At 62.8% G+C, this 16,424-nt stretch carries 12 protein-coding genes; 6 read left to right on the top strand and 6 right to left on the bottom strand.

Annotated elements, in window-relative coordinates:
* Positions 1-4: 4 nt before the first annotated feature.
* Entirely contained in the window at positions 5-1,123 is a 1,119-nt protein-coding gene (locus R0125_RS11205) for a Zn-dependent alcohol dehydrogenase (protein ID WP_317238231.1), read from the top strand.
* 4 nt (positions 1,124-1,127) lie between these two features.
* Positions 1,128-2,543: an aldehyde dehydrogenase family protein gene (locus tag R0125_RS11200; RefSeq protein ID WP_317238230.1), complete on the top strand. Its 1,416-nt coding sequence runs from the start codon at positions 1,128-1,130 to the stop codon at positions 2,541-2,543.
* Between the two features lie 24 nt (positions 2,544-2,567).
* Here R0125_RS11200 and R0125_RS11195 read toward each other — a convergent pair whose 3' ends face one another.
* Entirely contained in the window at positions 2,568-3,149 is a 582-nt protein-coding gene (locus tag R0125_RS11195) for a QsdR family transcriptional regulator (RefSeq protein WP_248184727.1), read from the bottom strand.
* 157 nt (positions 3,150-3,306) lie between these two features.
* Here R0125_RS11195 and R0125_RS11190 point away from each other — a divergent pair, with 157 nt between their 5' ends.
* The 3 genes from R0125_RS11190 (at position 3,307) to msrB (ending at position 6,855) form a co-directional block, all read left to right on the top strand.
* Positions 3,307-4,020: a response regulator transcription factor gene (locus R0125_RS11190; protein WP_248184729.1), complete on the top strand. Its 714-nt coding sequence runs from the start codon at positions 3,307-3,309 to the stop codon at positions 4,018-4,020.
* Positions 4,017-5,504: a sensor histidine kinase gene (locus R0125_RS11185; RefSeq protein ID WP_317238229.1), complete on the top strand. Its 1,488-nt coding sequence runs from the start codon at positions 4,017-4,019 to the stop codon at positions 5,502-5,504. The genes R0125_RS11190 and R0125_RS11185 overlap by 4 nt, the downstream gene beginning before the upstream one ends.
* Before the next feature lie 121 nt (positions 5,505-5,625).
* Positions 5,626-6,855 carry a peptide-methionine (R)-S-oxide reductase MsrB gene (gene msrB, locus R0125_RS11180; protein ID WP_317238228.1) on the top strand — a complete coding sequence of 410 codons (1,230 nt, stop codon included), beginning with the start codon at positions 5,626-5,628 and terminating at the stop codon, positions 6,853-6,855.
* Here msrB and R0125_RS11175 read toward each other — a convergent pair.
* The 4 genes from R0125_RS11175 to R0125_RS11160 all read right to left on the bottom strand — a co-directional run bounded on the left by R0125_RS11175 (position 6,844) and on the right by R0125_RS11160 (position 15,055).
* Positions 6,844-7,560: a 3'-5' exonuclease gene (locus R0125_RS11175; RefSeq protein ID WP_248184734.1), complete on the bottom strand. Its 717-nt coding sequence runs from the start codon at positions 7,558-7,560 to the stop codon at positions 6,844-6,846. The two genes, msrB and R0125_RS11175, sit on opposite strands and share 12 nt — an antisense overlap.
* On the bottom strand, positions 7,553-9,427 hold the full coding sequence (locus R0125_RS11170) for a putative nucleotidyltransferase substrate binding domain-containing protein (RefSeq protein WP_317238227.1): 1,875 nt from the start codon (positions 9,425-9,427) through the stop codon (positions 7,553-7,555). Before R0125_RS11170 ends, R0125_RS11175 begins: the two co-directional genes overlap by 8 nt.
* Before the next feature lie 127 nt (positions 9,428-9,554).
* A complete protein-coding gene (locus R0125_RS11165) occupies positions 9,555-12,557 on the bottom strand; it encodes a parallel beta-helix domain-containing protein (RefSeq protein WP_317238226.1) in 3,003 nt (1,000 codons plus the stop codon).
* 23 nt (positions 12,558-12,580) lie between these two features.
* Positions 12,581-15,055, bottom strand: a complete 2,475-nt coding sequence (locus R0125_RS11160; RefSeq protein WP_317238225.1) for a hypothetical protein — start codon at positions 15,053-15,055, stop codon at positions 12,581-12,583.
* 223 nt (positions 15,056-15,278) lie between these two features.
* Between R0125_RS11160 and cobU the strand changes: the two genes are divergently transcribed.
* The gene (gene cobU, locus R0125_RS11155; RefSeq protein WP_317238224.1) at positions 15,279-15,803 is read left to right on the top strand and encodes a bifunctional adenosylcobinamide kinase/adenosylcobinamide-phosphate guanylyltransferase; all 525 of its coding nucleotides are present in this window, start codon (positions 15,279-15,281) and stop codon (positions 15,801-15,803) included.
* A gap of 6 nt (positions 15,804-15,809) precedes the next feature.
* Here cobU and R0125_RS11150 read toward each other — a convergent pair whose 3' ends face one another.
* Positions 15,810-16,415 carry an alpha-ribazole phosphatase family protein gene (locus R0125_RS11150; protein ID WP_317238223.1) on the bottom strand — a complete coding sequence of 202 codons (606 nt, stop codon included), beginning with the start codon at positions 16,413-16,415 and terminating at the stop codon, positions 15,810-15,812.
* Positions 16,416-16,424 lie beyond the last annotated feature (9 nt).

The raw sequence follows: 16,424 nt of genomic DNA, 5'->3' as shown, positions 1-16,424 counted from the left end.
CACGATGGACAGAAAAGCAAAGGCCGTGGTCTGCCGCGAGTGGGGCCAGCCCGTTCAGGTTGAAACCATCACCGTAGAAGGTCCCCGGCGGGACGAAATCACTATCAGAGTGGCTGCCTGCGGCGTGTGCCACAGCGACCACTCTGCCACCACCGGCAAGATCCCGTATCCGGCACCGTTGGTGCTCGGCCACGAAGCCGCCGGCGTGGTGATCGAGGTGGGCGAGGGGGTGACCGCATTCAAGGAAGGTGACCATGTGGTCAGCACCTTCATCTCCATGTGTGGCAAGTGTCGCCAGTGCGTTCGCGGCCGCCCGGTGCTGTGCGAACATGCCCGCAAGGCCATGGTCACGCTGCCCGATGGCAGCGTGCGCACCAAAGGCGCAGACGGTGAAGATCTCAATGTGTTCGGAGCCTGTGGCGTGATGGCCGAATACGCCACCCTGCATGTGGACAACTGCGTCAAGGTGGACGACACCGTGCCGATGCAGAACGCGGCCCTGGTGGGCTGTGCGGTGATCACCGGCGTCGGCGCCGTGTTCAACACGGCGCAGGTGGAACCCGGTTCCCGCACGGCGGTGTTCGGCATTGGCGGTGTTGGCCTGAACGCCGTTCAGGGCTGTGCCACTGCTGGCGCGGAAATGATCGTCGCGGTCGATAACAGCGAGAAAAAACTCCAGATGGCGCGGGAATTCGGCGCCACCCACACCGTGAACATCAGCGACGTGGACGACGCCGCCCGGGCGGTGAAGAAACTCACCGGCGGTGTCGATTACGCCTTCGAATGCGTGGGTGTCGGCGCGGTGGTGGAGCAGGCCTACAAATGCCTCGGCCGCGGCGGCACCGCCGTGGTGGTGGGCGTGTCCGACCCGAAAGACAAAACCACCATCACTACCCTGACCCTGCCCGCGGACGAACGCGTGCTGAAGGGCAGTTGGCTGGGTTCCGCCCGCCCCCAGTATGATTTCCCCCGGATTCTCGGGCTGTACAAAGCCGGCAAACTCAAACTCGACGAACTGGTCACCCAGACCTACGCCATCGAAGACGCCGCGCTGGCGTTCGAGGACATGCTGGCGGGCAAGAATGCCCGTGGCGTCATTGTTTTTGATGAGACCAAGGAGTGACGACATGAACAACCTGAGCAAGAACTACATCAATGGCGAGTGGGTGAGCTGGAGCGGCCCGACCCTCGACGTGCACGAAGCGGGCACCGGTGATGTCATCGCGAAAGTCCCGGCCTCCGGCCGTGACGAGATGGAGCAGGCCATTGCGGCCGCCGATGCGGCGTTCGCCGACTGGTCCGAAAGCTCGCTGGATCAGCGCATCAAGGTTTTGGAGCAGCTCCATGCCGGGCTGAAGGAGCGCGCAGGAGAAATCGCGGAAACCGTGTGCCGCGAAGTGGGTATGCCCATCAAACTGGCCACCGGTATCCAGGCGGGCCTGCCGGCAACGATCACCAAAACCTACCTCAGGATGCTGCCGGACTTCCCGTTCAGCGAGCAGTGTGGCAATTCCGAGGTGCAGTACGCGCCGGTGGGTGTGGTGGGCTGCATCACCCCGTGGAACTATCCGCTGCACCAGGTGATCCTGAAAATCGTACCGGCCATCGCCGCCGGCTGCACTGTGGTCCTCAAGCCCGCCGAAATCGCGCCCCAGAGCGCCTACATTCTGGCCGAGATTCTCGACGGCACCGATCTGCCCAAGGGCGTATTCAACCTGGTGAGTGGCGAAGGCCAGACCGTGGGCGACACTCTGATCAAACACCCGGCCGTGCGCATGGTGTCCTTCACCGGGTCGACCCGCACCGGTGGCCTGATTGCCCATGCCGCCGCCGATGACTTCAAACGCATCGCCCTGGAAATGGGCGGTAAATCCGCCTCAGTGATCCTGCCGGATGCCAATCTGGCCGCCGCCGTCAAAGGTACCGTTAACAACTGCCTGCTCAACTCCGGCCAGACCTGCACCGCGCTGACCCGCATGCTGGTGCCGGCAGACCTCCACGACGAAGCCTGCGAACTGGCGGCCGCGGCCGTTGCCAGAATGACCCCCGGTAACCCGCTGGAAGAAACCACCCGCCTGGGCCCGCTGGCTTCGGCCCAGCAGCGTGACAAGGTGATCGATTACATCAAGCTCGGCATCGAAGAAGGCCACACATTGGTTGCCGGCGGACCGGAAGCGCCGGAAGGCTGTGACAAGGGCTACTTCGTCAAAGCCACCGTGTTCGGTAACGTCAAACCGGGCAGTCGTCTTGAGCAGGAGGAAATCTTCGGGCCGGTGCTGTGTGTGATTCCCTACCAGGACGAAGCCGACGCCATTCGCATCGCCAATGGCACTCAGTACGGTCTGTCCGGCGCGGTCTGGTCCGCGGATGCCGACAGGGCGAAGAAGGTGGCCGGCAAATTGCGCACCGGGCAGGTGTTCGTCAATGGCGGCGACTTCAACCCCTTGGCACCGTTCGGTGGCTTCGGTCACTCCGGCATCGGCCGCGAATTCGGCAAATGGGGGCTGGAGGAGTTTCTGGAAGTGCGGTCGCTGCAGCTGTAACGGTTTGATGCCCGGGATCCAGGCTCAGGCCTTCCCGCCCAGCAGAATCCGCACCGCTGTGCAGGCATCCTCCAGTTCCTCCTCCCGGGGCTCACGGCCGTTGATGACGTCACTGTACAGGCAGGATTCGGCCAGTCGTACCATGAAGTAGGACAGGCTGTTGATGTTGAGGGGCGGATTGATGTGCCCTGAGGCAACCTGATCCCGGAGCGTGCGGGTATTGGCCTCCACGGTCCGGCTGTGAATGGTGGACTGGGACGACGTGAGGATTTTCAGGGCGTATTCGGGGTCCTCGTGGATAAACCGGCGCAGGGGCTCGGAATGCAAGAGTGTCGAGTTGATGTAGCGGTAGACCCCGACAACAAAGTCGACGCCTTGCCCCGGTGTTTTGCTCAACGCTTCCAGCCGCAGCGGTTCGTACAGTGACCAGAGTACTTCGCCCAGCAGCAGCTCCTTGTTGCCCACCCAGCGAAACAGCGTGGCCCGCCCGATATTCAGCTCCGCCGACAGCGACGCCAGGTGAATGCGTTCGCCCTTGAGCCACAGGCTGCGGGCACGGCGGAAGGCATCGGCGCGCGTTGCTCTTGTTGTGGTGTTTTCCGTCACGGCAACCTCATTGTGCTGAACCGTTGAAGTCTAGCGACAAACCGGATACCCCGCCAAACAGATCCGCCCCGGGCCGGCGTGACACATTTGTGAACTTTCCGCTATACACTGTCTGACAGCCTATGATGATCCTGTAACGGTGTATACCCGGGAAGCTATGACACGAAACATACTGATTGTTGAGGATAACCCTGGCATCGGCGAGCTGGTGCGAATGCAGGTGGCGGACCTGGGGATGAACCCGGTGTTGTGTGACCGCGGCGATACCGGCTTGCAGCGTTTCCGGGAAGGTGACATCGATCTGGTGGTGCTCGACCTGATGCTGCCCGGGCTGGACGGCCTGGCGGTGTGTCGCGAGATTCGCTCCGGCCCCGGTTACGTGCCGGTACTGATGCTGACGGCGAAAAGCACCGAGCTGGACCGGGTACTGGGCCTCGAAATGGGGGCGGACGACTATCTCACCAAGCCGTTCAGCGTGGCGGAACTGAGTGCGCGGATCAAAGCCCTGTTCCGCCGGGTCGATGCCATGGCCGTCGCACCCGGTGCTGCTGAATCGTCGGACCCGCAAGTGGTTGTTGTGGAGGGCTTGCACCTGGATCCGGTGCGCCGCCGGGTTCAGGTGCACGGTGAGGCGGTCGAGCTGACCGCCCGCGAGTTTGACCTGTTGTGGCATTTTGCCCGCCAGCCGGGGCGGGTGTTCAGCCGGACTCAGTTACTGGATGCGGTCTGGGGGTATAACCACGAAGGATACGAGCACACCGTGAACACCCACATCAACCGCCTGCGCAACAAGATTGAGCGTGATCCCGCCAACCCGGTCTTTATCCAGACCGTGTGGGGCGTCGGTTACCGCTTTATGGACGGATCATGACCCGGTTTCCGCTGAAAACCCTGTACGCGCGGCTGGCACTGGGACTGTTCCTGTTGCTGATGACGGTGGGCATCAGCTATGCCTTCCTCAGCGGCTATACCCTGCGGGAGTACCAGGCTTCGCTGAATCAGGAACTCAATCGGGATCTGGCACGCAACCTGGTCGCCGATCGCAATCTGGTGGATGAGGGGCGGCTGAATGAGGCGGCCCTGCAGGAGCTGTTCAGCCTGTACATGACCATCAACCCGAGTATTGAGATCTATCTGCTGGATCGCGCCGGGCAGATCCTTGCGTACTCCGCAGACCCCGCCAGAATCAAACGTAAACGGGTGTCGCTGGAACCCATCAGGGCCTTGCTGGCAAACCAGGAGGAATACCCGGTGCTGGGCGACGACCCGCGCAGCCACGACCGCCGCAAGGTGTTTTCGGTGACGCCGGTGCCCTCTGCCGACGCGCCGGAGGGGTATCTGTACGTGGTGCTGCGGGGTGAGGAGTACGACATGGCAGAAACCATGGCCCGCAGCGATCAGTTTATCGCGATGGGGGCCTGGGCGCTGGCCATCAGCCTGGTGCTGGGGTTGCTGGCCGGGCTGGCGGTGTTCCGGCTGCTGACCCGGCGGCTGGTGCAACTGACCGATCGGGTCGAGGCTTTTGCCGGCAGCGATATGCGGGATGCGCCGGAGACCTCCTCAGGCAATCCGGCCGTGGCGACGCGGGACGAGATTGATCACCTGGCGTTGCGATTTGAACAGATGGCGGACCGCATTGCCACGCAGATGGAACAGCTCCGGGACAAGGACACCCAGCGCCGGCAATTGGTGGCGCGGGTGTCACACGATCTGCGCACGCCGCTGGCGTCTGTGCAGGGCTACATTGAGGCGCTGGGCCTGAAACACGACCGCCTCAGCGCCGACGAGCGCCAGGCCTGGCTCGATATTGCCCTGAAAGAAAGCCATCGCCTGGGCCGCCTGGTGGACGAACTGTTCGAATTGGCGGCGCTGGATGCGAGGGAGACCACGCCCAACCCGGAACCCTTTGTGCTGGCCGAACTCGTGCATGACGTTGCCCAGAAACACGGCCCGGCTGCCGCCAGCAAACAGGTGCGCCTGGACGTTGACGGCCAGCCGCCCATTGCCATGGCACTGGGGGATCTGGCCATGACTGAGCGGGTACTGGACAACCTGATCGGCAATGCCATCGTCTTCAGCCCGGAAGGGGGGCGGATAACGCTCGGCCTGGCGGGGGATGAGCATGGGCTGGAGGTGGCGGTGCAGGATCAGGGGCCGGGTATCCCTGAACCGGATCTGCCCCATGTTTTCGAGCCCTTCTACCGCGGCAGTGGCGGAGAGGCATCCGGCCACAGTGGGCTCGGCCTGGCCATCGCCGAGCGGCTGATGACGCTGCAGGGCGGATCGGTGCAGGCGGCGAATAACCCGCCGGGCGGTGCACGGTTCACCCTGCGCCTGCCCGCCGCGAAGGTTTGAGCGTCCGTTTGCCGCGTGCGGTCATCGGGTCACCGTGATCAATTCGTAACATCCTGGTGACGCCCGCGTGATTTCACGGTCACACAATCAAGGCTGGAATCTCATAAACGGAGAGAGAATCATGAAACGCACAGTTACCTTTGGATTGGCGGCGCTGCTGATTGCCCTGGCAGGGGCCGGTGTCAGCGCCACCGATCGCAACGACAACGACTCGGCTTATGCACCCGATGATCCGGATCTGGCGGTCGCGACCTTCGCCGGCGGCTGTTTCTGGTGTGTCGAGGCGGCCTACGAGGAAAATGTACCGGGTGTGGTGGAAGCGGTGTCCGGCTACAGCGGTGGCGATGAGCAGAACCCGACCTACAAGCAGGTGGCCGGCGGCCGCACCGGACACACCGAAGCGGTGCAGGTCTACTACGACCCGCAGGTGATCAGCTACGAAGGCCTGTTGCAGGCCTTGTGGCGCACGGCCAACCCCACCGACGTAAACGGGCAGTATGTGGATCGTGGCCAGCAGTACCGGCCCGCGGTCTTCTACCACAACGACGCCCAGAAACAGGCGGCCGAGGCGTCGGTAAAGGCGCTGGACGTGTCCGGGCGCTATGACGACCCGGTGGCGATCGAAATCGTGCCCTTCGACACCTTCCACGACGCCGAGGAGTACCACCAGGACTACTACAAGAAGAATCCGCTGCGGTACAAGTTCTACACCCACAATTCCGGTCGCTATCAGTTTATCGACGAAGTCTGGGGTGACGACCGCAGTGTGGACTACTCACAGTATCGACCGGACGCCGACGGCATGAAGGCGAGCGGTGCGGAAAGTGGCGAGGGAAGCGATATGGCCGGCGACGAGAGCGCGTCGGCATCCTGGCAGTCGTTCAACCGACCGTCTGACGAAACCCTGAAGCAGCAGCTGACCGACGAGCAATACCGCGTGACCCAGGAAGACGGCACCGAGAAGCCCTTCGACAACGCCTACTGGGATGAGAAGCGCCCCGGCCTCTATGTGGACGTGGTGTCCGGAGAGCCGTTGTTCTCCTCACGGGACAAATACCGCTCTGGCACCGGCTGGCCGAGCTTCACCCGCCCGCTGTCGTCTGATGCGGTGGTGGAAGAGGCCGACCGTTCCCTGTTCATGACCCGCACGGAAATCCGCAGCGCCATCGCGGACTCCCACCTCGGACATGTGTTTGATGATGGCCCTGCGCCGACCGGTCTGCGCTACTGCATGAACTCCGCGGCACTGCGTTTTATCCCGCTGGCGGACATGACTGAGGCCGGCTATGGCGATTACATCAGTGCGGTGAAAGCCGACGGCGACAACCCGGTGGCGGCGTCACAACCATAGATCACTGACCGGTGTCTGCGGGCCGAAATGGTGGAGCACCTGCGCCTGCAGCAGTTCGGCCGTGGCGATGGCATCAATCAGCGCGTTGTGGGCGGCGTAGTGCGGTAAGCCGTAGCGCTGGCGGCTGTCAGCGAGCCGAATGGACACCGGTTTCTTGCCGGTAAGTTTTTGCCACCGGGTGGGGATGCGGTCGGGGTGCAGGTGCGCCTCGATGGCCATGGTGTCGATCAGCGGAAAGTGAATGCCCTCCCCCAGGCGCCACTGCATCGCGACATTGAAGAATTTCCGCTCGATACTGCGGTAGTGAACCACCGCAATCCGCCCGGCCATGGCCTCCAGAACCTCATTGAGCACGTCATTCAGATCCGGCGCCTGGTCGATGTCGGTGTGGGTGATGCCGTGAATGGTGATGGAGGTCTGGTGCAGGGGCAATTGCGGCCGCACGACCCAGTGGCGGCCCATACCCAGCTGGATGCCGGCCAGTGTGAAGGGCACCAGGCCGATACTGACAATGGAGTGTTTGTCCGGGTCCAGCCCCGTGGTCTCGAAATCCAGCGCCACCAGCGGCGCCTCGGCAATGGCCGTTTCCGGGGCCACACAGCCGGCCTGATAGAACGTCTGCAGGCGCCCATCGCGGGCCTGCTCCTCCAGCTGTGCAAGCTCGTCGGGCCAGTGCGTCTTGCGGGTATCACCAAGCTCAGACATGCCGGCTGACCTGCGCGGTGTAACGGAATTTCAGGAACTTCTGGGCATTACTGACCACCTGGAAGGCGTCTTTCAGGTGGCTGCGCTCGAACGGTGAGAGGTCTTCCGGGCGCACATTGTTGTCCGGCTCACGCCCCGCCTCGATGGCCAGTGCCTGGTGGCGAATACGCACAATGGAGATGAATTCCAGCGCGTCCCGCAGGTTGCCGACACCGTCCTCGGGGATCAGCTTGGTCTCGGCGATAGCCTTGAGTCGCTCGAACGAGTTTTGTGCGCGGGAACCGCAAGCCAGGGCGTGCACGCGGATCAGATCCGACAACGGCGCCGTACCCCGCCGTTTGAGGTTGAACGTCTTGTTGTGTTTGCCGTCCTCTTCCATCACAAAGGTGCGGAAAAATCCCAGCGGCGGTGTGCGGTTCAGGGCGTTGCGCGCCAGCAGGGCAAGGAAGCGCTGGCTGCCTTGGGCCTGTTCCGCCACCAGCGTTTTCAACTGCTCGGCAAAATCGTTTTCGCCGTAAATGCCATCAAGATCGAAGAAAATGTTGCTGTTCAGCAAGGCCTCCCCGCTGGGCTCCTGGATCCAGTTGGTGAAATAGGTTTTCCAGACTTTCAGCGGTTGCCGCCACTTCTGGTTGGTGGCCATGATGTCGCCGGTGCAGTAGGTGTAGCCACAGGCATCAAGACCGTCGCTGACAAACTTGGCCAGCGCCAGGAAATAGGCATCGTGCTCTTCCGGTACAAAGCTGTCGTCCAGGATCATGGCGTTGTCCTGGTCGGTCACCACCAGCTGTTCATCCCGTGCCATGGAGCCCAGCGCCATGAAGCAGTAGGGCACCGGTGGCGGCCCGAGCTTCTCTTCACCCAGCGCCAGCAGGCGCTGGGTGAAGCTGCGGCCGATACCCGCCATGGCGCTGCCGATCATGTGGGAATTGGCGTCTTCATTGACCATGCGCACGAAACTGTCGCGCACATCAAGGCTGATTTTCTTCAGGCCCTTGATGTCGTTCTGATGGTAGATGTTGCCCACCAGGTACAGGCTGCTCTGGCTCTCGTACTTGACGATATCCGCCAGGGCGATCACGCCCCGCACCTCGTCGTTGTCCATCACCGGCAGGTGGTGCACGTTGTTGTGCAGCATGGTGAGCATGGCTTCGAAGATAAAGCTCTGGGCCTTGGTGACGATCAGTCCCGCACTCATGATTTCGCTGACCGGCGTTTCCGAGGGCAGGGCTTCGGTCACGGCTCGGGTGCGCAGGTCGCGGTCGGTGATGATGCCTTTCAGCCTGGGCCGTTTGCCTTCCTCATCCATCAGCAACAGCGCCGACACCCCCTGCTCGGTCATGATGCGGGCGGCTTCCTGCAGGCGCACGGTGCAGGGTGCCGACACCGGTGCCCGGGAAATCAGCCGGGTCACCCGTGACGTCATCAGTTCGTTGGATTTCTCACGCCGCGACAGTGCGGAGCGCAGGCGGCTGCGGTCTTCAACTTCCACAAAGTCGGCGAAGGTCTCATCGCGCTCCCACAGGTACTGGAACACCTGGTCGGGAATCCGGTAGACGAGACAATCCTCAATGGCCCGCGCCGGAAAGCGCACGGTCTTGTTCATCAGCAGGCCGAACTGGCCGAAGATTTCACCCTCGGTGATGCGGTTGTAAAGCTCGCCGGAGCGCCGGTAGATTTCCACCGCCCCGCTGCGGATGTATAGCAGCCAGTTGTTGCGTTGGCCGAATTCGAGGATGTCACTGCCAGCGCGGTAATAGGCAATTTCGATGCTCGCCACCACCCTGTCGAGCATCTCTTCCGGCAGCTCGTCGAACGGCGCGTGCTGGGCCAGATGGTTGCGGATGTCGATCAGTTCTGCCTGCATGAAATCTCCCTGAAAGGCCGTCGGGTGTGGCGTTCTCACGGAGCAATATAGCAGTGGCTGCGGCCGAGGGCCACGAACGGCGGGCGAGAAACAGGGGCCGCCGCAAGGCGCGGCGACCCCGATTGGCTCAATTCAGTGACTGGAAAATACTGCCGTTGCCGCAGGCATCGCCATTGGCGTAGTTGTTGGTCACCACCTGGTTGATCCAGTAGCTGATCAGCTCCGCGCCTTCGGTGTGGGTGACACTGCGGGCGATGGGCGGCATGCGCCGTTGCGGATCGCTGCTGTCTTCCACCCGGCAGGCCAGAATGGAGCTGTCGGCATCGCCCGGCACCACAATGTGCTGGCGGCCACAGGAACCACCGCCGGTGGCAGTGGGTTTCTTGCAGATGCCGTAGCCGGCGTCCAGCTCGCGGTAGTGATCCAGGTAATACCCGGTGTTGGAGGCGGCGCCGCGGTCGTTGTGGCAGTGCTGGCAGTTCACTTCCAGATAAGCCCGCAGGCGGGCTTCCACATCGGCATCGGAGCCGGCCGGTTCACCGCTGTCGCCGGCCAGGTTCCAGTGGGGCAGGCGCTCGATGTTGGTGGCAACGCCGCGACCATCAATCTGCAGGTCCGGCACATTGGTGAGAATGCCCTGCTCCTGCCAGTACCGGAGCTGATTGACCCGCGGGAAACCGCCTTGTCCGCGGGTGCCCATGAAGGCGGATTCCGGGGCGTAGGCGCGGTTCAGGTTGCGGGGTTTCGGGCCAATGGGGGCGCTGCCGGATTCCACATCGTCGTTGCTGTGGCAGGTGATGCACTGGTTGGCGTTGGGTACGGCGTAGTGGTCGGTACTGCCGGCCATCAACTCGCCGGTGATGTCGTCCTGGTAGTGCCAGCTCACCGCTCGGGTGCCGCCGCCCAGCGCGAGCTTCGCCACCGGCTGGCCGCTGCCGTCATGCTCCCAGATGTAGGTGGTGCCATCCCAGAACGCCTTGCCACTCTCACTGACCCGCTTGATCAGCAGGCGGGTTTCCACCAGCTCTTCGGTGCCTGTGCTTTCATCGGTAAAGGCAAAGGTCTTGGCAATCACCGTACCGGTAGGGAAGTGGATGGTGCCGTTGACGTTGCTGCCGCCCTGGCCATCCATGTACACCGCCTTGGTACCCGGCGGCACGAAGGCAACCCGGTACTTGGTGGCGTAGTCGGAGAACAGTTTGCTGTTGAGCACGTAAGGCACGCCGCCGTCATTGGGGGTGCTGCGGGGGTCGTGGGCATCGGCGAACAGGTTGTACTGATCCAGCGTCGGGCAGTTTACCTCCAGCGCCGCCCGGTTGACGCTGCCGGGCTGGCCACCCTGGTTGCAGAGGCGGTTGATGAATTCTTCGCTGGGGGCCGGATCCACGGTGCCGCTGGGTTCGAACGGCGGAATCTGCACCCTGGGTAGCGGCGGCAGCACCTTGCCGAAGCGGGCCTGGCAATCGTGCACCGACTGGTCGGTGTCGGCGACCACGCCGGTCAGCCCTTCCAGTACTGACTGCAAGCCCTCCAGGCTGAGAATGCTGCTGTCCTGCTCGGCGGCGGCCAGTACCAGTTCCAGCCCCTGGGTGCCGTGGAAGTTCATGTAGGCCTGGCTGTCGTCCGCCAGGTCATTGTCATGGAAGCACGAGCCCCACTGCGGCAACTTGCGCTGGCCATTGGCGTCAAATTTGTAGGCGTTGTAGTGGCAGGCCGGGTTCGGATGCTGGTTGGTGTGGATGGGCTTGCCGCTGGCATCCGCCGGCACCGGGTCACCGTTGGCGTCCACCGGGTAGGGGCAGTCCGCGTCCAGCTCATCCAGCAGACCATCCCAGATGATGTGGGCGCCTTTGCCGGGGTTGGTGATGTTCTTCAGGCCGATCAGGGTGGGCAGTATGGTCTCCACCTCGCCCTCCAGCAGCACCTTCTCGAAGTTGGGCGGCGGCAGGTCGTAACCGGAATTGCGCATCACGTTGTTGTGGATGTGGAAGCCTTCGGTGTAGGGGTCCAGCTTCTTGTCCGAGGTTTTGTTCTTGCCGTCGATCAGCTCGTAGCTGGTGTAGATGACCGCGGCGGTGCTGTGATCCTCGAAGGTGTTGTTGAGCACCTCGATGTTGTCGTAACCGAGGGTGATCAGGCCGGTGCCCCGGGGGACCGCAGACACCAGGCCACTGTGGGCAAAGTTGTAGGTGTTGTTGTTGCGGGCCACGTTGCCGAGCATCACCGAGGTGTCGCCGTACTGGGTGATGTTTTCCAGGTCGTAGATCAGGAAGCCCCCGGTGTTGCACTCCGCGAGGTTGCTGTCGTATTCCCCGCCCTGAACGTTCTCGATCTCGAACCCCATGACGTTATACAGCGCGCGGCTGTTGCGGATGATGGCGGTGTTGGTCTGGCCCACATAGATACCGGCGTCGGAGGCACCGATGGATTCGGAGTTATCCACCAGAATGTTCTCTGACTCCACCGGATAAATGCCATAGCGCCCGCTGGCGGAGCTGGGAATGTAATCCGGGGTGGGGTCGCCCTCGTTGAACGGCGGGTTGGTGCACTGTACCTGCAAGCGCTCGCTGTAGTTGCTGGCGGTGATCGGCTCGCCGCCGCCGGACCAGATGGCGCGCACGTTCAGCAGGGTGCCCCATTTCACCCCCTTGAGTTTGAAGGCGTCGCCGGGGGAGTCTGCAATGGTCAGGTCCTGCACGGTGATGCCGCGCACATTGAGGGCTTCCAGGCCGGTCACGTTGTCGCTGTCGCGGAACGACAGCACCGTGCTGTCCTTGCCGCAGCCCTTGATCAGCACGTCTTCGGTGGCCTGGATCAACAGGCCGTGGTTCAGTTCAATGAAGCCGCAGCCGAAGGCGAGGGTGTCGCCGGGGCGCAGCTGGATCATGGCGTTGACCATGTCATGGGTGGCCTCGGGCCCGGCTTCGACCAGGAAGGTGCGGCCCTCGCTGAACCGGTCGACCTGGTCGCCGGCGACGTTGTTATTACCGGAACTGTCGCTGGCTGCTGCGGAATCCGACGAACCGCCGCTGCCGCCCAGGCAGCCGGACAGCATCAGCACGGCCGCAGCCAGGGGAATCAGGGTAAAGCGCCAGGCGATGCTCTGGTGCTGAGTGGTCTTGGAGATCATGGCTCTGTCCTTGTTTTTTGTTGTTACAGCGGTGCCTGCTCAATCCGTTCCCACATCCGCAGATAGGCCTCGGCGGAGGTGAACAGCTGGTTGATGGCGTCATCAATCTGTTCGGGATCGGTGTCGCTGTTGCGGATCATGTCCTCGATCTGATCCGGATAAAGGCCGTAATGGGCAACACCGCGGCCATCGTAGAGGCTGAACGCGCGGTCGCCGGTGCGTTGCACATCGAAGCGGACCCGGCCGTCGATGGAGGTGAACGGATACAGGCCGGCCTCGTCCTCGGGGATGCCCGGGTTAGACGCCAGTTGGGCGATGCCGTTGACGTCAGACGCAAAGCCGGCACCGCCGAACGGGCCCACCATGAAGTCGTCATCGCGAGCGCGATTGCCGTCACGGGTCAGCTTGCGCACCCAGTCTTCACGGGTGCCGCCGAATGAGGCGGTAATGCCACCCTGGGCGGCAATGCGATCCCGCAGCGCTTCGGTGCCGCCCCAGCCACCGTGGCTGTTGATGATCGGGTAGCCCAGCGGGCGGGTGATTTCCAGAATGCGGGCGGCGGCCTTGCGGCTGATGTGGTCGGTTTCGATCATCATCTTGCGGCGCACCAGCTCCTCGATCAGGAAGTCGCCGAGATCGCTCAGGCCACGGCGGTTACACAGCTGGTCGGTGCCACGGCGGGGATCGAGTGCGGCCATTTCTTCCGGGGTTTCCGGGAAGCGCTCGCCCAGGTAGTCCAGTTGGAACAGCAGCTGGTCGAACAGGCCGAATGGCTGCAGGTCGGCGTTCTGGTCCGGCTCACCGCCGGTGTACTCGACGTTTTCCGGGCACTGCTCGAATTCCACGGGGTGCCCGGTTTCCAGCAGGTTGCCGGCGTAGAGCACCGGCCCGATACCGACGCCGGTGGACAGATCCGGCAGGTGACCGCCAAAGGCGTTGTCGAACTTATGCACCGGGAAGATGTTGCGAACGCCCAGCTGATAGAACTGGTCCAGACGCTCCACGATTTCCTCCCGGCTGCATTCCGCTACGCCCAGGAACTCGCCGCACTTGAACACCTTCGACATTTCGATGCCGAGCACCACCGCCAGTTTGCCGTCATCGATGACCTCTCGGGCGCTGGCCGGGCTGGTGACAATCTGGAACCAGCCCTCGCCCGGGCCGCCGTGCTGGGCATCAATGTAATCCTGCATCTCGTACATGCGCTGGATCTGCAGCAGAATGGATTCCATGGGATCGCAGTCGTTATCTTTCTGTGGGTTGATGCGGCAGAGAATCTCGTTGTGTACCAGGTGGTTGACCAGAATCTTCATGCCCGCCAGATGGGCTCGTTCCATCCAGCGGTAATAGCTCTGGTGATGCTGCAGAGAGTTGAAACGGGGCCAGTCATTGAACGTGGGCCAGCCCTGGGTGTCGTGCGGGCCGATGCCACTGGTGGCCAACTCCACAAAGCCGGTGGCACCCCATGGGCCATGAACCGCCTCGCAGTCGTGGAGGGCGTGGGTAACGCCGAAGCGGTGGAAGGGGGCACCATAGTTGACCCGGCCGCCAATGAACTCGTAGGCGGAAATGTGGGAATGGGTGTCGACGAAGCCGAACACGTCGTCCTTGTCGATGCCTTTCACCTTGCTGAAGCGGTCCACCTCTTTGAGGTAGGTGGCCGGTCCCTGTGGATCCAGCATCTCGGCGTTCAGTTCCGCTTCCGGATAGGTATCACAGCCGGAGGCCTCTGCCAGGCTAAAATGGCCGGATTCATCCGCGGCGGACGGTGAGACCAGCGCCAGCCCGTCTTCCCGGGCCGAGAGCATCAGCCCCGTGACGTCAGAGGCCAGAGTATACAGCTGCTCCTGGTCCTGACGCTGCAGTTGCCAGACCGCCAGATCGCTCGGCGCATTCACCATCGCCAGCGCAGGGTTCACGGTGGTATCGCCAATCCGATCGCCGGTAAACTCCAGGCTTTCGCCGATGGCGCGGAGCGCGTCACCCAGCGGCGACACGGGGTCGAGCACCAGGTTGGTGGTGTCGCCAAGGCCGGCAACCAGGTAACTGATCTCGCCAATGAAATTGCCGGCGCCATCGAGGAATTCGCCCGCCGGATCGCTGATGCCCAGCAGCTCGAAGCGGCCGGTTTCGCCGCTGTTGCGCTGGTATCCGGACATCATCAGATAAGCCCCGAGCCGGGTTGGGCGCATGCGGAAGGCGGTCGCCTGGCTGGCCTCGGTGGTGACCGAGTACTGCCCGGTTTGCGGGTCCGCTGTCAGGAAGTTGCCTTGTGCCTGCAGGGTGTAGCACCCGTTGGCGAAGCTGTAGCGGTCGATGGTGGCTGGCTGACGGGCAGCGGTTTCGTTGTCTGAGGCAACGGCCGGGGTGTTCGGGGTTGTTGATGGTCCCTGCGCAGAGCTGTCGTCACCGCTCCCGGAGCCGCCGCCACAGCCGGTGATCAACAGCGCGCCAGCCAATGCCCATGCTGCAGGCATGGGTCGTTTATAGTTGTTCATGTGAACCTCTCATTTGTCTTTATTACCGGTTGCCCGGTAAACCGTTTTTTATTGTTGAGGCATTTCTATTATTGTTGTGATCACCCGGAGCGGTCGGCGCAAAGGGTAACGTGACAGTTTGTAACATATGGTCAAAATGTGACCTGCGTCACATTGGGCCATTTTTGAGCGCGGGTGATCCAATGGGTGCCTGCCTGCGTCACCAGTTCGCCAAGGAGTCGTCATGAAGGTTTCGAGAACTCTCGTTCTGGGGGGGATCCGATCGGGAAAAACTGCGATGGCGGAGACGCTGGCGGCAGACTCCGGGTGTGACGTGGTGTATGTCGCCACCGCAACCGTGGGTGATGACGAAATGGCGCAGCGGGTACAGCGGCATGTGGCCAGCCGGCCCCCTCACTGGGGGTTGGTGGAGGCCCCGCTGCAGCTCGCTGATGTTCTGTCAGCTGCCGCAAGCAAGCCGGTTCCGCCGTTTCTGTTGGTGGACTGCATGAGCCTGTGGATCAGCAACCTGCTGTTTGCGGGTGAAGAAACTTTTGGCCGGGAGCGCGAGGCCTTTCTCGAGGCAGTAAGGGAGTACCCCGGCAGCCTCGCGATTGTGAGTAATGAAGTGGGGCTGGGCACCATCGGCATGGATCCCCTGACCCGTCGATTCTGCGATGAACTGGGCTGGCTCAACCAGGCATTGGCGGGCACCTGTGACCGGGTGGTGATGAGCGTGGCGGGATTGCCGTTGTGGCTCAAGGCGTGAGCGCGATCAGGTGCCGTGGCTCAGCAAGCAGCTGAGAACGCCGTGATCGGACTGGTCGATGCGTACCCGGCTGCGACAGGCATAGGGCACGGCCAGCGCCGCGAAACTGCGGTCCAGGGGAATGCCCATCACCTCCGCCAGGACCATGCGAATCACCCCGCCGTGGCACACCACCAGTATCTGCTGGCCGGCGGCCTCAACGGTCCAGTGCTGCCAGGCCTCCCGGACCCGGGTCTGGAATTCCGCCAGCGGCTCTCCACCCGGGGGCAGGTGGGTGACCGGGTCGCTCCAGAAGCGAGTCAGTGCATCCGGGGTCTCGGCCATGATGGCGTTGGCGGTGCGCCCTTCCCAGGCTCCGAAACTGATTTCCCGCAGGCGATCATCCACTTCCAGCGGCAGCTGCCGGGCGGAAGCCAGCTCTTCCGCAAACCGGCGGCAGCGCAGCAGCGGTGAGGTGACCACCCGATCCCACTGATCCGTGGCGGTGATGGCCGAGCGCATCTGCTGCCAGCCCAGATCGCTGAGCGGGTCGTCCTGACTGCCCCGAAACATCGGGCCACCGGCGGGCTCGCCATGGCGGATCAGATCAACCGTTGTGGTGCTGTTTTTCATACGGATCCT

The sequence above is a fragment of the Marinobacter sp. M-5 genome, assembly GCF_032911545.1.
GTDB classification, from domain to species: Bacteria; Pseudomonadota; Gammaproteobacteria; order Pseudomonadales; family Oleiphilaceae; genus Marinobacter; species Marinobacter goseongensis.
This window is presented reverse-complemented; position numbering and strand designations above follow the sequence as displayed.

Bases quoted from the DNA above. Each gene is read 5' to 3' on its own strand.
- R0125_RS11205 (WP_317238231.1), top strand. From the start codon at position 5: ATGGACAGAAAAGCAAAGGCCGTGGTCTGCCGCGAGTGGGGCCAGCCC.
- R0125_RS11200 (WP_317238230.1), top strand. From the start codon at position 1,128: ATGAACAACCTGAGCAAGAACTACATCAATGGCGAGTGGGTGAGCTGG.
- R0125_RS11190 (WP_248184729.1), top strand. From the start codon at position 3,307: ATGACACGAAACATACTGATTGTTGAGGATAACCCTGGCATCGGCGAG.
- R0125_RS11185 (WP_317238229.1), top strand. From the start codon at position 4,017: ATGACCCGGTTTCCGCTGAAAACCCTGTACGCGCGGCTGGCACTGGGA.
- msrB (WP_317238228.1), top strand. From the start codon at position 5,626: ATGAAACGCACAGTTACCTTTGGATTGGCGGCGCTGCTGATTGCCCTG.
- R0125_RS11175 (WP_248184734.1), bottom strand. From the start codon at position 7,560: ATGTCTGAGCTTGGTGATACCCGCAAGACGCACTGGCCCGACGAGCTT.
- R0125_RS11170 (WP_317238227.1), bottom strand. From the start codon at position 9,427: ATGCAGGCAGAACTGATCGACATCCGCAACCATCTGGCCCAGCACGCG.
- R0125_RS11165 (WP_317238226.1), bottom strand. From the start codon at position 12,557: ATGATCTCCAAGACCACTCAGCACCAGAGCATCGCCTGGCGCTTTACC.
- R0125_RS11160 (WP_317238225.1), bottom strand. From the start codon at position 15,055: ATGAACAACTATAAACGACCCATGCCTGCAGCATGGGCATTGGCTGGC.
- cobU (WP_317238224.1), top strand. From the start codon at position 15,279: ATGAAGGTTTCGAGAACTCTCGTTCTGGGGGGGATCCGATCGGGAAAA.
- R0125_RS11150 (WP_317238223.1), bottom strand. From the start codon at position 16,415: ATGAAAAACAGCACCACAACGGTTGATCTGATCCGCCATGGCGAGCCC.